Below are 15,498 nucleotides of genomic sequence, written 5' to 3'. Positions count from 1 at the left end.
GGGACGACCATGGACGGTGCCGGCCCGGTGGTGGTGGGTGTGGACGGGTCGCCGTCGAGCCTCACGGCGGTGGAGGCCGCCGCCCGTGAGGCCCGCGCGCACGGAGTCGCCCTGCGCGTGGTGCACGCCTTCGGCAGGCCGCCCGCGCGCATCCCGGCCGGCGGCCGCCCCTGGGAGCCCGCCTCGGCCGCCGGGGTGCCCCAGCTCATCGACGGCACGCTCGGCGAGGCCGAGGAGCGCGCCCGCGCGGCGGCCCCCGGCGTCGAGGCCGCCCACGAGGTCGTCGTCGGCGACCCCGTCGAGGTGCTGGAGATCGAGTCCCGCACCGCGTCCATGATCGTCGTCGGCAGCCGGGGCCTCAGCCGCTTCGGCGCCCTGATGGTGGGGTCCACCGCCGGGCAGCTCGCCGCCCACGCCTCCTGCCCGGTCCTCGTGGTGCGCGGCGACCCCCGCCCCGCCGGGCCGGTCCTGCTCGGCGTCGACGGCTCGCCCGCCGCTCGCGGCGCCGTCGAGTTCGCCTTCTCGCAGGCGTCCCGGCACGGCAGGGACCTGGTGGCGCTGCACGTGTGGAGCAACCGGACCGAGCGCGCCTACGCCTCACCGGCCGACCCACCCTTCGTCACGTACGACGAGGGGCAGCTGCGCGACGAGGAGGAACGGGTCCTCGCCGAGGCGCTCGGCGGCATGGGAGACCTCTATCCGGACGTACGGGCCGAGCGCCGGCTGGTGCGCGGCCGGGTCCGGCACACCCTCATCGAGGCGGGCGCGGACGCCGGGCTCCTCGTCGTCGGCGCCCGCGGCCGGGGCGGCTTCACCGGCCTGCTGCTGGGCTCGGTCAGCCAGGCCGTCCTCCACCACGCGCCGTGCCCGGTCGCCGTCGTCCGCCCGCTCTAGAGTCCGGCCGCGTGGTCCGGGACATAGGTGCGCAGCTCGCGGGGCGGGCGCCGGTAGCCGGTCGACTCCGGCCGCTCGGGCAGCTCGATCACCGGCGGGGGACCTCGTCGTAGGGCACCGAGTCCAGCAGGTGGGCGATCATGTTCACCCGGGCCCGGCGCTTGTCGTCGCTCTCCACGACGTACCAGGGCGCCTCGGTGATGTCGGTGTGGACCATCATCTCGTCCTTCGCCCGCGAGTAGTCCTCCCAGCGGGTGATCGACTCCAGGTCCATCGGGGACAGCTTCCAGCGGCGCAGCGGGTCCTCCAGACGCCGCCGGAACCGCTCCTGCTGCTCCTCGTCGCTCACCGAGAACCAGTACTTGCGCAGCAGGATGCCGTCCTCCACCAGCATCCGCTCGAACTGCGGGCACTGCCGCAGGAACAGCTCGTACTCCTGCTTGGTGCAGAACCCCATGACGTGCTCGACGCCCGCGCGGTTGTACCAGCTGCGGTCGAACAGCACGATCTCACCGGCCGCCGGCAGATGCTCGACGTACCGCTGGAAGTACCACTGGGTGCGCTGCCGCTCGGTCGGCCGGGGCAGCGCCGCGATCCGCGACCCGGGGTTGAGATGCTCCGTGACGCGCTTGATGGTGCCGCCCTTGCCCGCCGCGTCCCGGCCCTCGAAGACCACGACCAGCCGGGCTCCCTCGGCCCGCACCCACTCCTGGAGCCTCACCAGCTCCGTCTGCAGCCGCAGCAGCTCCTTCTCGTACGTCTTGCGCCGCAGCTTCCCCGTGTTGTCGCCGGACATGGCGTCTCCCCACTACCCGATCCCGGTCACCCGAACTGCACCGTACTGAGCGGGCCCACCCGGCGCACGCCGGGGACCCCCGCCGCGGTGCGCGACGACGGCGCGGACCCCGGGCGTTCCCGGGATCCGCGCCGTGCGGCCGACCCTCATCCGGTGCGGTCGCCCTTCGGACGGCCCCGCTGGTCGGGGGTACCGTGCGGCGGCGGGCCGAAGGGCTGCGGCGAGGTCGCCGGCGACACCGGGGAGCCCGTGCGGCGCCCGCCGCTCTCGGGGCGCAGGGCTCCCGGATCGCCCGAGGTCGGCTCGGCACCGGAGTGCAGCTGGTCCAGCCGGGCGTCCAGCAGTTCCGTCACCGGGAGACGGTCGCCGTGGGCGTGCTCGTACGCCAGCAGCTCCTCCACCTCCCCGGCGGTCAGCGACCGTACGCGGCTCCGCAGACCGCCGAGCGGCAGATGGTCGTAGTCGGGCAACGGCAGTGCGTGGTGGGACCGGTCGGACATGATGCTCACTTCCGTCGGACGGACCGGGCGCGCGCCCGGCGCACCCGTGGCCGGCGCCGGCGGGACGGGCGTCAGCCCGAGCCGCCGCTGCCGAACGAGCCGCTGTGGCCCTCGTCCCACCGGGGCCGCCCCTCGTCGGAGCTGGCTCGGGAGGAGACGTTGCCGCCGCCCGGCATCTCGTGCGGGGTCAGGCGCTGGTCACTGCGCGGCACCTCGTCGGGCTCGCGGTGCTCCCGGATCTCGTGGACCGGGCCGTCCGCGGGCAGCCGGGGCTGTTCCTCGGGGCGGGGGCGGGGCGGTTCCCTGCGCTTGGAGCGCACCCCCAGGGCGAAGGCGCCGAGGAGCAGCGCCACGAGGATCAGTCCGACCACGGCCAGTCCGACACCCAGGGCGCCCTCTGCGGCGATGTCCGTCGATGCGAAGTTCATGGCCCGCGGGTACCCCCGGAACCCCCGGCGAACCAGGCCGGGCGCGGGTTTGACGCCGCGCGGGCGGGGCTACCCGGCCCCCGTGACATCGACGGCATCGCAGCAAGAACTCGTCCGGTTCCTGGAGGACCGCTTCACCTGTGCGCAGGCCTGCACGGACTGCGCCCGGGCGTGCGCCCTGCGCGCCAGCCTCGTCGACCCGGACGGGGCCGAGGACCACGAACTGCTGCGCCGCAAGGGCATCCTGTGCGCCGAGGTCTGCGACGCGACCTGCCGGATGCTGTCCGACCAGGGCCACTTCGACGCGGACGCCGAGGACACGCTGCGCATGCAGCTGGAGTGGACCCGGACGGTCTGCCTGGAGAGCGCGCACGTCTTCGAGCGGCACCCGGAGGCCGAGGAGACCGCCCGGGCCTGCCGCGCGTGCGCCCGGGCCTGCACCGACTTCATGGCGCTGCTCGTCTGAGTCCCGCCGCCCGTTCTTCGACGAGGCCGCACCGGCCGGCGTTCCCGCCGCTCCTGGCGCTCACCGCCGGACCGCGGCCACCGCTCGCCGGCGGGATCGGGCTGGGGCTGCCACGGGTGCGGCGTTAGCCTGCCGGTATGGGCGATCCCGGGCTCTTCACCCCGCACTCGGTCACCTGGCAGCTGCACGCCGACCCCATGATGTGGGTCGCCGGCATCCGCGCCCTCTACCTCCAGGCGCTGCACCCGCGCGCGGTGCGCGGGGTCCTGCAGAACTCCGACTTCCGCCGGGACGCCTGGGGCCGGCTGCGGCGCACCGCCGACTTCGTCGGGACCACCACCTACGGCACCACCGAGGCCGCCGAGAAGGCCGGGGCCCGGGTCCGCAGGATCCACCGGATGCTCGGCGCCACCGACCCGGACACCGGCGAGCGGTACGGCGTCGACGAGCCCGCGCTGCTGCTGTGGGTGCACTGCGCCGAGATCGACTCCTACCTCCAGGTCGCCCGCCGCTCCGGCTTCCCGCTCACCGACGCGCAGGCCGACCGGTACATCGCCGAACACCGGGTCAGCGCCCGCCTGGTGGGCCTGGACCCCCACGTCGTACCCGGTGACCGGGCGGAGATGGCGGCGTACTTCGCGACCGTGCGGCCCAAGCTGTCCTGCGGACCCGAGGCCCGCGTCGTGGACGACTTCCTGCTCCGTCCGCCGACGCACCCCCTTCTTGTCCCGGCGCGCGAGGTGCTGTGGCGGCGCGTGGCCCGGCTCGCGTACGCCGCTCTGCCGCCGTACGCCCACGACCTGTACGGACGGCCGGCCCCGGAACCCGCTGTCGTCACCCGCCGGTTGCGTGCCACGGGCACCGCCCTGCGCTGTGTTCCCGCACGTCTGCGGTGGCAACTCCCGCCCAAACACATCCTGCGCGCCATGGACCGGCTCGGCCCCGGCGCCCGCCCGGCGCCGTACAAACTCGGACGATAGCCCGCCATACTGGACGAGCCGGAAGGGCGGACCACACGGGGGGCGAGCGCGGCAGATGGGGGAAAGCAGGCTGATCCAGGGCCGGTACCGGCTGCTCGAACCGATCGGGCGGGGCGGTATGGGCGAGGTCTGGAAGGCATGGGACGAGTCACTGGGCCGGCGGGTCGCCGTCAAGTGCCTCAATCCGCTGGGGCCGCACCACGACCCGTCGTTCATGCGGGTCCTGCGGGAGCGGTTCCGCAGGGAGGCCCGGGTCGCGGCGGCGCTCCAGCACCGCGGGGTCACCGTCGTCCATGACTTCGGGGAGTCCGACGGGGTGCTGTTCCTGGTGATGGAGCTGCTGGAGGGCCGCAACCTCAGCCAGCTCCTGGAGGACAACAAGCACCACCCGCTGCCCGTCGCCGACGTCGTCGACATCGCCGAGCAGGTCGCCGCCGCCCTCGCCTACACCCATCAGCAGGGCATCGTGCACCGCGACCTGAAGCCGGCGAACATCATGCGCGTGGCCGACGGCACCGTGAAGATCTGTGACTTCGGCATAGCGCGCCTCGCCCACGACATCGGGTTCACCTCCCGGCTCACCGGCACGAACGTGGCGATGGGCACCCCCCACTACATGTCCCCGGAGCAGATCGGCGGAGAGGAGGTCGACCAGCGCAGCGACCTGTACTCGCTGGGCTGTGTGCTGTACGAGATCGCCACCGGCGTCCCGCCGTTCGACCTCGACGACCCCTGGGCGGTCCTCGTCGGCCACCGCGACACCCCGCCCCGGCCGCCGCGCGGCCACCGCGCCGACCTCCCCGAGTACTTGGAGCGGGTCATCCTGGACCTGCTCGCCAAACGCCCCGAGGAACGCCCGCACGACGGACGCGAACTGGGCCGCCGGATCAGCCTCGGCCGCACCACGCCCGCGTACGTGCCCACGGTGGTGACCGCACGGCCGGCGACCGGGCCCGGGCGGCCCGCCGGCCGCGCCCCCCGCCTGCCGTCCTGGACCCGGGGCATGACCACCGGCCACAAGGCCACCGGCACCGGACCGCGCAGCACACCGCCCGACGCCGCGGCCGGCCTCACCGGCGCAGTCCCCCGGCCGTCCGGCGCCGAGCCCGTTCCCACGGCCGCCGCGCTCACCGCCCTGGCCGGCCGGCACGGCGCGGGGCTGAGCCTCGGCCGCCTCGGCCGCTGGACGGAGGCCCGCGAGACGCACCGGGCGGTGGCCGCCGAACGCGAGCACCTCCTCGGCCCCGACCACCCCGACACCCTCGCCAGCCGCTACGAACTCGCCTTCGCCCTCAGCCGGACCGGCCGTGCCGCCGACGCGCTGCGCGAGTACAAGCACGTCGCCCGCTCCCGCAGCCTCGCGCTCGGCCCGGACCACCCCGACACGCTCGCCGCACGCCAGGAGATGGCGTACGTCCTGGGCCAGTTGGGCCGGCACGTCGACGCCCACCAGGTGTACACGTCCGTCCTGGCCGACCGGGAGCGCGCGATGGGCGCCGACCACCCCGACACCCTGCGCTGCCGCCACAACCTCGCGTTCAACCTCAGCAGACTCGGCCGCCCCGAGGACTCTCACCGGATGGCCGAGGAGGTGGCCGCCGCCCGCGCCCGTGTCCTCGGCCCGCACCACCCCGACACCCTGGTCACCCGCTACGAGGTCGCCTACGCGCTGGGCCAGTTGGGGCGCTGGACGGAGGCGCTCCAGACGTACCGCGAGGTCGCCGACGCCCGCGCCCACGTCCTCGGCCCGGACCACCCGGACACCCTCGCCGCCCGCTACGAGGTCGGCATCAGCCTCGGCCGGCTCGGCCGCGGCGCGGAGGCGTTCCAGCTGTACCGCGCCCTCGTCGACGACCGCACCCGGGTGCACGGCCCCGCCCACCCGGAGACCCTGCGCGCCCGCCACGGCCTCGGCGTCAACCTGGGCCGGCTGGGCCGCTGGGAGGAGGCGCTCGCCGAGGCCCGCGACGTGTGCGCGATCCGCGAGCGCGTCCTCGGCGCCGACCACCCGGACACCCTGGTCAGCCGCCGCGAGGTCGCCGTGGGCCTCGGCTGGCTGGGCCGCTGGGCGGACGCGCTGTCCGAGTACCGCCGGGTGGCCGCCGCCCGGGAACGCGTCCTGGGCGCCGGTCACCCCGACACCCTCGCCAGCCGCACCGACGAGGCCCACTGCCTGGACCAGCTCGGCCACGCCGCCGAGGCGGCCGAGCTGTACCGCCGGGTGGCGCTGCGGCGGCAGCGGGTGGCCGAGGGCCGCTGACCCGGGCGCCCCTGCTCTGGCCGCAGTGGATCACCCCGTGTTACGAAGGACCATGCCTGCACACGACGCACGCCCGGGACAGCGCACCTACGACGCCGTGATCGTCGGCGGGGGACACAACGGCCTGGTCGCCGCCGCCTATCTGGCCCGGGCCGGACGGTCCGTGCTGGTGCTGGAGCGGCTGGGGACCACGGGCGGGGCCGCCGTGTCCACGCGCCCCTTCGCCGGGGTGGACGCCCGGCTCTCGCGCTACTCGTACCTGGTCAGCCTGCTGCCCGACAAGATCGTCCGGGATCTCGGGCTGAGCTTCCGGGTCCGCAAGCGGGACGTCTCCTCGTACACGCCGGTGGAGCGGGACGGACGGCCGACCGGGCTGCTGGTCGGCGGCGGACCGGAGCGCACCCGGGAGGCGTTCGCCCGGCTGACCGGCGGCGACCGCGAGTACGAGGCGTGGCAGCGCTTCTACGGCCTGACCGGCGAGGTCGCCCGGCGTGTGTTCCCCACCCTCACCGAACCCCTGCCGAGCCGGGACGAGCTGCGCCGGCGGGTAGCGGACGACGACGCCTGGCGGATGCTTTTCGAGGAGCCGGTCGGAGTCGCCATCGAGGAACGGTTCACCGACGACCTGGTGCGGGGCGTCGTCCTCACGGACGCCCTGATCGGCACGTTCGCCGACGCCCACGACCCCTCGCTGAAGCAGAACCGCTGCTTCCTCTACCACGTGATCGGCGGCGGCACCGGCGACTGGGACGTCCCCGTCGGCGGCATGGGCGCGCTCACCGACGCCCTCGCCGAGGCGGCCCGCGCGGCCGGAGCGGACCTGGTCACCGGCCACGAGGCCGTCCGCGTCGACACCGACGGGCGCACCGCCGAGGTCACCTACCGCACCGCCGACGGCGAGGGCGTCGCCGCCGCCCGCCACGTCCTGGTGAACGCCTCCCCGCGGGAACTGGCCGCCCTCACCGGCGACCCGGCCCCGGAGCCCGCCGAGGGCGCCCAGCTGAAGGTCAACATGCTGCTCAAGCGGCTGCCCCGGCTGCGCGACACCTCCGTCGACCCCCGTGAGGCGTTCTCCGGCACCTTCCACATCGCCGAGGGCTACGGCCAGCTCGCCGCCGCCCACGCCCAGGCCGCCGCGGGGAACTCCCCACCGCGCCGCCGTCCGAGATCTACTGCCACTCGCTGACGGACCCGACGATCCTCGGCCCCGACCTCGTCGAGCGGGGCTACCAGACGCTCACCCTGTTCGGCCTGCACACCCCCGCCCGGCTGTTCGAGCGGGACAACGACGCGGTCCGCGAGGACCTGCTGAAGTCCACGCTGGCCCAGCTGGACGCCCACCTCGCCGAACCGCTCGCCGACTGCCTGGCGACCGACGCCGACGGACGCCCCTGCATCGAGGCCAAGACGCCCCTCGACCTGGAACGCGACCTGCGCCTGCCCGGCGGCAACATCTTCCACCGGGACCTGTCCTGGCCGTACGCCGACGAGTCGACCGGCCGCTGGGGTGTGGAGACCCGCCACGCGAACGTCCTGCTGTGCGGGGCGGGCGCCGTGCGCGGGGGAGGGGTGAGCGGGGTGCCGGGGCACAACGCGGCGATGGCCGTGCTGGAGGCCGGCGACGGTTCGTGAGGGTGCGTCAGTCCGCGGACGCCGTCCAGCCGTTGGCCGTCAGCCGGGCGGCGTCCGCGGGCCGCGACTCGTCGAACAGGACCCGGTGGGCTCTCTCGACCCGCAGCCCGTCCACGTACGCGCCCCGGCCCACGTAGAGCCGGTCGGTGGTGTAGCGCCAGCGCACCCGCAGCGCGGGGTCGGCGGGCAGCGGCGCGGTCAGCCGGTGCCAGGCCCGCCCCGACCACCCGGTGGCCGTGCCCGCCGGGTGCTCCTCGTCCCCGTCGCCCTTGCGCGCGGTCGTGAAGGGCAGCGGCTCCCAGGTGGCGCCCTCGTCGGTGGACGCCTCCAGCGCGAGGACGTCCGCCGCCGGCTCGGTGTCCCACCACACGGCACAGGTCAGCCGTGCGGCGCCGCGCGCGGTGTCGAGCGCGGGGAGCGCGAGGGTGGCGGTCGTGGCGCTGGCCATGCCCGAGAACCACGCGGTACGGCCGTGCGCCGGGCGCACCGGCACCGCGCGCGCCATGTTGTTGCCCGCGGCCACCCGGGGCGCCGACCCCGACCGCCAACTACGCACCGGGTGCACGGAGTTGCCGAGGACGACGAGGAACGAGTCGGTCGTCGGGTCGAGGACCAGCGAGGTGCCCGTGAACCCGGTGTGGCCGGCCGTGCGCGGGGTGGCCATGGCGCCCATGTACCAGTGCTGGTAGAGCTCGAAGCCGAGCCCGTGCTCGTCCCCCGGGAACGCGGTGTTGAAGTCCGTGAACATCAGCTCCACGGAGTCCGGCGTGAGGATGCGCGCCCGGCCGTAGGAGCCGCCGTTGAGCAGGGTCCGGCCGAGGACCGCGAGGTCCCAGGCGGTGGAGAACACCCCGGCGTGGCCCGCGACGCCGCCCAGGCTGAAGGCGTTCTCGTCGTGCACCTCGCCCCACACCAGCCCGCGGTCCAGACCGGACCAGGGGGTGCGGGCGTCCTCGGTCGCCGCGATCCGCGGCTTCCAGGAGGCGGGCGGGTTGTAGCGGGTGTGCTCCATCCCGAGCGGGCCGGTGATCTCGTCGTGGAGCAGGGTGTCCAGGGCACGCCCGGTGATCTTCTCCAGGACCAGCTGGAGGGAGATCAGGTTCAGGTCCGAGTAGAGGTAGGTGCTGCCGGGCGGGTTCAGCGGCGCCTCGTCCCAGATGAGCTGGAGCCTCCCCTCGTGGGTGGGCGCGCTGTAGAGCGGGATCCAGGCCCGGAACCCCGAGGTGTGGGTGAGGAGCTGACGGATCGTGATGTCCTGCTTGCCGGCCCGCCCGAAGTCCGGGAGGTAGGAGGCGACTGTGGCCTCCAGGCCGAGCCTGCCGCGCTCGATCTGCTGGACGGCGAGGATCGAGGTGAAGAGCTTGGAGACCGAGGCCAGGTCGAAGACTGTGTCCTCGGCCATCGGTATCTGCTGGTCGGCGGGGAACTCCACGCCGGTGTCGGTCGTCTCGTCGTACGCCTGGTAGCGCACCGCCATGCCGATCGGCTCGTGCAGGGCGACCGTGCCGCCGCGCCCGGCCAGCAGGACCGCGCCCGCGTACCAAGGGTGCTGCGGGGAGGGGCCGAGGAACGCCTCGGCGTCGGTGACGAGCCGGCGCAGCGCGGAGGAGAGGAGGCCGGCGCGCTCCGGGGAGCCGTGCCGCAGGGTGCCGGCGCGGCCGGTCGCGGCGGCCGCGGGGACGGCCGGGAGAGGGGCGAGCGCGAGGGCGCCGCCCAGGGCCATGACGCCCCTGCCGAGTTGACGTCGTGTCATGCCCGCGTTGTCGTCCGTCACCGAGATCCTCCCACCGTCCGGCTGAAACTATCTTTCGTGATCGCCGTGCCGGGTGAAACTTTCCTGTCAGAACGGGGTCATGTCAACGGTGTGCGCCCATTCCATGACTCGCACATGATCTGCCGATGCATCGGGAAAGGCCGTCCGTCGTCCGACCCCATGCGGCGAACGGCGGTTGTACGACCCGTACCGGCGGGGCCGTGCCCGGCCCGTGTGAGACGGCACGGCCCCGCCCCGCGCCCGGCGAGGACGCGCGGCGGGGCCGTGACCGCTCAGCGCTCGCGCACCCGCACGATCCGCAGCGCGGGAGACGCCAGCACGTCCTTCTCGCAGAACCTGGCCGTCACCCACTTCTCACCGGAGAACAGCCGGGTCTGGTCGCTGTAGTGCGGCGACTTCGGGTTCGACGACTGCGCGTACGTCAGCAGCGTCCGCGCCACCGGGCAGCGGCTGCCGTCCCAGCCGACCGCCTGGATGTGGCTGGAGCCGGTCGTCACCTCCGTGTAGCCGCCCTGCGCCGGATTCCACACGGGCTCGACCTTGTTCCACACCCCGAGCTGCTCGGTGCCGCCGGGAATGGCGATGCGCTGCCCGTTCCGTACGACGAACTGGTGGTCGCCCAGCCGGGAGTCCAGCGCGATGCCGGCGCCCCTCAGCTCGGCCACCGTGTCCGCGAGCGCCCTCGCGAACCCGGGCGCACCGGTGTTGAGGGTGTTCGGCGTGCGCACCGGGTCCGCCGCCGAGAACGGCACCTTCCACCGCTCCGCCGCCGGCACCGTGGCGTTGAACTTCCGCCAGAACCGGTCGAACAGCAGGGCGCCACGGCTGCCGGTGTCCATGGTGCGGTCCCACTTCGCGAGCACCCGGCAGGCCGCCGACACGTCGACCGCCGTGCCGTCGCCGCTCGTCGCCGTGCCGCCCGGCAGCGCGGCGCACGCCTCCGCCACGTCGGCGGCCGCCAGATCCGCGGCGGGCACCCGGTTCGCGAACTGCTGCCGCTGAAGGTCCCGTACGGTCAGCGAGCCCTTGCGCGCCATCGCCGCCACGTCCTCGACGGCACCGCGCGTGCGCGGCGAACGCTGGGTGCCCACCGTGCCGAAGATCCGCTCGTACCCGGTCAGCGGCCGGTCCGCGTTGGCGAGCCAGGCGCTGTCGTTGGAGTTCTCCACGTACGGCGCGTCCTTCAGCGTCGGCATACGCTTCGGCCCGAACGTCCCCGGCTGGACGGCGTCGGCGTCCCGGCCGAGCGCGCAGTCACCGCGCGAGCCGTCGAGCACCGCGAGGCCCGCCGCCGGGTAGGTCGCCTGGCCCAGCGGGGTGGAGCAGCGCGCCGCCAGCTCGTCGGTGATCCGGGGCAGCACCTGCGACTGGCTGAACAGCGAGTGCCCCGAGGAGTCCGCGGCGATGGTGTTCACCCACGGCAGACCCTGGTGCCGGGACAGCGACTTGAGCACGTCGGCCGTGCTCCTGGCCTTGCTGAAGCCCAGTGAGGTGTCGGCGAAGCGCATGTTCGCGGCGTTCGGGTCGTTGAGCGCGAACGCCGTCGTCGCCGTCCACGGCAGCGGCGGATTCCCGGTGGGGTCCGCCACGACGGGGCCGTACCGGGTCCACCACTGCGTACGGGTCACCGGGGCGGCGCCCTTGACCGCCACCGTCACGGTCCGCTTCGTCATCCGCTCACGCCGGCCGTCCACGAGGTACACGGTCGGGTCGGCCGGGTCCAGCGTGAGCTGGTGCAGGCTGAACGGCACACCCGTCGACACGGTGTGGCTCCACGCCACATGCGCGTTGTAGCCGATGGAGATCGTCGGCGACCCCAGCAACGACCCGCCCGCGACGTCCAGTTCACCGGGTATGGTCTGCTGCGCCTGCCAGAAGCGGCGCCCGCCCTGCCACGGGTAGTGCGGATTGCCCAGCAGCAGACCGCGGCCGTTCGCCGTGGTGTCGCCGCGGAAGGCCACCGCGTTCGATCCCATGGCCGCGTCGGCGGTCCGCTGCCGCACGGCACGGATCACGGCGTCGGCGTCCGGCGCGGCGCTCTCGGCGCCCGCGGCACCGGTGGGCGGCCGGGCCGAGGTGATGTCGTCGACGGAGCCGCCCTGGCCGCCGAGCACCGCGAAGGCGTAGAAGCGGGCGGCCACGTCCAGCGTGGTCACGGGCCGCACCCAGGCCGCACCCTTGCAGGCCGGGTCGGTGACACGGTTCTGCCTCAGCCACGCGTTGTACCCGGAGGCGAAACCGCGCAGCAGATCGGAGACCTGACGGCTCGGCCCGAGCGGCGCGGGCCGCGCGAGCAGCTTCTCGACCGTCCGCGTCTGGCGCACCCCGCGGAAGTACAGGTCGCTGGAGAGGTTCGTGCCCGCCGACGACAGCGAGAAGTCGGTCGCCGCGTCCGGGCCGAGGAACCGGGAGCGCTCGCCGCGCACGGTCAGGAACCCGTCGGCGAGGGTGCACACCTGGTCGGCGGCCTGCGCCCAACCGGTGCCGAAACCGAGGGACTTGTAGTCCCTGGCGACGATATGGGGGATGCCGTACTCGGTGTAGCGGATCTCGGCCGACAGGCCGCCGTGCGAGGGATGGTCGTGACGGCCCGGCCGTTCGGCCGCGGCGGCCGGCAGGGCCGCGGTGGCGGTGAACAGGACGGTGGCCGCGGCGGCCAGTCGTCTCAGACGGGTGGTGCGCATCGTGCCTCCCGACGTCGTTGAGGGAAGGAGCGGTTGAGCGTACCTACTGGTCGGTGCAAACGACCCCCGGATGCTTGACCTGTCCCCGGGGCCGCACCGAGGATCATGAGCCATGACGCAGGGACAGGGCAGCACGGTTGACGGGGTGCTGCGGCGCAGCGCCCACCGCACCCCGGCACGCATCGCCGTGGAGTACGGCGACCGCTCGTGGACGTACGCCGAACTCGACGACGCCGTCTCGCGCGCGGCGACCGTCCTGCGCGGCCAGGGACTCGCCCCCGGCGACCGGGTCGGCGCCTACGGCCACAACTCGGACGCCTACCTGATCGGCTTCCTCGCCTGCGCCCGCGCGGGCCTCGTCCACGTCCCGGTCAACCAGAACCTGACCGGCGACGACCTCGCCTACCTCGTGCACCAGTCCGGCAGCGCGCTGGTCCTCGCCGACCCCGCCCTCGCCGCCCGGCTGCCCGAGGGCACCCGGACCCTGGCGCTGCGCGACGCCGACGACTCCCTCCTCGCCCGGCTCGCCGGCGCCGAACCCTACGACGGCCCCGAGCCGCGCACCGAGGACCTGGTCCAGCTCCTCTACACCTCCGGGACGACCGCCCTCCCGAAGGGCGCGATGATGACGCACCGCGCGCTGGTCCACGAGTACCTGAGCGCCATCACCGCGCTCGACCTCAGCGCGGGCGACCGGCCCGTGCACTCCCTGCCGCTGTACCACTCGGCGCAGATGCACGTCTTCCTGGTGCCCTACCTCGCGGTCGGCGCCACCAACATCATCCTGGACGCCCCCGACGGCGACCGGCTCCTGGACCTGATCGAGGCCGGCCGGGCGGACAGCCTCTTCGCCCCGCCCACGGTGTGGATCGCCCTCGCGGGCCGCGACGACTTCGCCGACCGCGACCTGAGCGGGCTGCGCAAGGCCTACTACGGCGCCTCGATCATGCCGGTGCCCGTCCTGGAGCGGCTGCGCGAGCGGCTCCCGGAGCTGGGCTTCTACAACTGCTTCGGACAGAGCGAGATCGGCCCCCTCGCCACCGTCCTCGCGCCGGACGAGCACAAGGGCCGGATGGACTCCTGCGGCAGGCCCGTGCTGTTCGTGGACGCCCGCGTGGTCGACGAGGACGGCAAGGACGTCCCCGACGGCACGCCCGGCGAGATCGTGTACCGCTCCCCGCAGCTCTGCGAGGGCTACTGGGACAAGCCCGAGGAGACCGCCGCGGCCTTCCGGGACGGCTGGTTCCGCTCCGGCGACCTAGCGGTGCGCGACGCGCACGGCTACTTCACGATCGTCGACCGGGTCAAGGACGTCATCAACTCCGGTGGCGTCCTCGTCGCCTCACGGCAGGTCGAGGACGCCCTCTACACCCACGAGGGCGTCGCCGAGGCCGCCGTGATCGGGCTGCCGGACGACCGGTGGATCGAGGCGGTCACCGCCGTCGTCGTGCCGCGCGGCGAGGTCACCGAGGCGGAGCTGATCGAGCACGCGCGCGAGAAGCTCGCCCACTTCAAGGCCCCGAAGCGGGTGGTGTTCGTGGAAGGGCTCCCGCGCAACGCCAGCGGCAAGATCCTCAAGCGGGAACTGCGCGACCGGTTCGCGCGGTCCTAGTCATTCCTTCGGGCGCAGGTCCACGATCCGGCGGATCTTGCCGACCGAGCGCTCCAGCGACTCCGGCTCGACGATCTCCACGGTGACCGACACCCCGATGCCGTCCTTCACCGCCGCCGCGATCGACCGCGCGGCGGCGTCCCGGACCTCCGGCGACGCGTCCGGACGGGCCTCGGCCCGCACGGTCAGCGCGTCCATCCGGCCCTCCCGGCTCAGCCGCAGCTGGAAGTGGGGCGCCACGCCCGGCGTGCGCAGCACGATCTCCTCGACCTGCGTCGGGAACAGATTGACGCCCCGCAGGATGACCATGTCGTCGCTGCGCCCGGTGATCTTCTCCATCCGCCGGAACACCCGGGCCGTGCCCGGCAGCAGCCGGGTCAGGTCCCGGGTGCGGTAGCGGATGATCGGCATGGCCTCCTTGGTGAGCGAGGTGAAGACCAGCTCGCCCTCCTCGCCGTCGGGCAGCGGCTCACCGGTGATCGGGTCGACGATCTCCGGGAAGAAGTGGTCCTCCCACACATGGAGGCCGTCCTTGGTCTCCACGCACTCCTGGGCCACGCCCGGGCCGATGACCTCGGACAGCCCGTAGATGTCGACCGCGTCGATCGCGAACCGCTCCTCGATCTCGCGCCGCATCCGCTCGGTCCACGGCTCGGCCCCGAAGATCCCCACGCGCAGCGAGGTCCCGCGCGGGTCGACGCCCTGCCGCTCGAACTCGTCGAGCAGGGTCAGCATGTACGACGGCGTCACCATGATGATCTCGGGCTTGAGGTCCTGGATCAGCTGCACCTGGCGGGCGGTCATGCCGCCGGACGCGGGGATGACCGTGCAGCCGAGCCGTTCGGCCCCGTAGTGCGCGCCGAGCCCGCCGGTGAACAGCCCGTAGCCGTACGCCACGTGCACCTTGTCGCCGGGCCGCCCGCCCGCCGCGCGGATCGAGCGGGCCACCATGTCCGCCCACAGGGAGAGATCGCCCTCGGTGTAGCCGACGACCGTGGGGCGCCCCGTGGTGCCGCTGGAGGCGTGGAGGCGGCGGATACGGTCCTGGGGCACCGCGAACATGCCGTACGGGTAGTTCTCGCGCAGGTCGGCCTTGACCGTGAACGGGAACCGGGCCAGGTCGGCGAGCGAACGGCAGTCCTCCGGCCGTATCCCGGCCTTGTCGAAGGACTCCCGGTAGAACGGCACGTTGTCGTACGCGTGCCGCAGCGAGGCCTGCAGCCGCTCCAGCTGGAGCGCCCGCAGCCCCTCCAGGTCGAGGCGTTCCCCCGCGTCCCGCAGGTCCGTCACATCCGTCACATCCGTCATAGGGAGATCTCCACCAACCGCGCCAATCCGGACGACCGATCATTCGGTCTGGGTCTTCCGGGATCAGTAATTCAGGCGGTGCGTGATCAGGCAAGGGGGTCGCACGGATTTTTCGGCCGCTGAGATCGGCCGTCGCCGGGAGCCGCCCGGAATCCCCTTGCGGG

The 15,498-nt window shown here is 73.8% G+C and carries 10 protein-coding genes and 2 pseudogenes; 6 read left to right on the top strand and 6 right to left on the bottom strand.

The features are described from left to right. Window positions 1–9 precede the first annotated feature (9 nt). Window positions 10–894 (top strand): universal stress protein, encoded by an 885-nt coding sequence (locus F8R89_RS03790; RefSeq protein WP_151782603.1) that lies wholly within the window; start codon window positions 10–12, stop codon window positions 892–894. On the opposite strand, the pseudogene ppk2 reads toward F8R89_RS03790, so the two are convergent. The 3 genes and pseudogenes from ppk2 to F8R89_RS03775 form a co-directional block, all read right to left on the bottom strand. Beyond that, window positions 891–1,690 (bottom strand): annotated as a pseudogene (gene ppk2, locus F8R89_RS03785) (polyphosphate kinase 2). The gene F8R89_RS03790 and the pseudogene ppk2 overlap by 4 nt on opposite strands. A gap of 146 nt (window positions 1,691–1,836) precedes the next feature. Further along, window positions 1,837–2,190, bottom strand: a complete 354-nt coding sequence (locus tag F8R89_RS03780) for a hypothetical protein (RefSeq protein WP_151782602.1) — start codon at window positions 2,188–2,190, stop codon at window positions 1,837–1,839. A 71-nt stretch (window positions 2,191–2,261) separates the two neighbouring features. Then, entirely contained in the window at window positions 2,262–2,618 is a 357-nt protein-coding gene (locus tag F8R89_RS03775; RefSeq protein WP_151782601.1) for a DUF6479 family protein, read from the bottom strand. An 82-nt stretch (window positions 2,619–2,700) separates the two neighbouring features. On the opposite strand from F8R89_RS03775, the gene F8R89_RS03770 reads away from it, so the two are divergent. The 4 genes and pseudogenes from F8R89_RS03770 to F8R89_RS03755 all read left to right on the top strand — a co-directional run bounded on the left by F8R89_RS03770 (window position 2,701) and on the right by F8R89_RS03755 (window position 7,956). Then, complete coding sequence (locus tag F8R89_RS03770) at window positions 2,701–3,084, top strand: ferredoxin (RefSeq protein WP_151782600.1); 384 nt, start codon at window positions 2,701–2,703, stop codon at window positions 3,082–3,084. Window positions 3,085–3,221: 137 nt separating this feature from the next. Then, window positions 3,222–4,064: an oxygenase MpaB family protein gene (locus tag F8R89_RS03765; protein ID WP_151782599.1), complete on the top strand. Its 843-nt coding sequence runs from the start codon at window positions 3,222–3,224 to the stop codon at window positions 4,062–4,064. Between the two features lie 55 nt (window positions 4,065–4,119). Beyond that, window positions 4,120–6,324: a serine/threonine-protein kinase gene (locus F8R89_RS03760; protein ID WP_151782598.1), complete on the top strand. Its 2,205-nt coding sequence runs from the start codon at window positions 4,120–4,122 to the stop codon at window positions 6,322–6,324. 52 nt (window positions 6,325–6,376) lie between these two features. After that, a pseudogene (locus F8R89_RS03755) lies at window positions 6,377–7,956 on the top strand (phytoene desaturase family protein). Between the two features lie 7 nt (window positions 7,957–7,963). On the opposite strand, the gene F8R89_RS03750 reads toward F8R89_RS03755, so the two are convergent. Further along, window positions 7,964–9,709, bottom strand: coding sequence for a serine hydrolase domain-containing protein (locus F8R89_RS03750; protein WP_151787986.1), 1,746 nt, complete (start codon window positions 9,707–9,709; stop codon window positions 7,964–7,966). Between the two features lie 293 nt (window positions 9,710–10,002). Beyond that, the gene (locus F8R89_RS03745) at window positions 10,003–12,414 is read right to left on the bottom strand and encodes a penicillin acylase family protein (protein WP_151782597.1); all 2,412 of its coding nucleotides are present in this window, start codon (window positions 12,412–12,414) and stop codon (window positions 10,003–10,005) included. Between the two features lie 112 nt (window positions 12,415–12,526). Here F8R89_RS03745 and F8R89_RS03740 point away from each other — a divergent pair, with 112 nt between their 5' ends. After that, on the top strand, window positions 12,527–14,026 hold the full coding sequence (locus F8R89_RS03740; protein ID WP_151782596.1) for an acyl-CoA synthetase: 1,500 nt from the start codon (window positions 12,527–12,529) through the stop codon (window positions 14,024–14,026). On the opposite strand, the gene paaK is transcribed toward F8R89_RS03740, so the two are convergent. Next, on the bottom strand, window positions 14,027–15,325 hold the full coding sequence (gene paaK / locus F8R89_RS03735; RefSeq protein ID WP_151787985.1) for a phenylacetate--CoA ligase PaaK: 1,299 nt from the start codon (window positions 15,323–15,325) through the stop codon (window positions 14,027–14,029). Window positions 15,326–15,498: the final 173 nt, after the last annotated feature.

The organism is Streptomyces sp. SS1-1 (assembly GCF_008973465.1).
Classification (GTDB): domain Bacteria; phylum Actinomycetota; class Actinomycetes; order Streptomycetales; family Streptomycetaceae; genus Streptomyces.
Note: the sequence above shows the minus strand (reverse complement) of the source record. Positions and strands in the feature narration are given on the sequence as shown.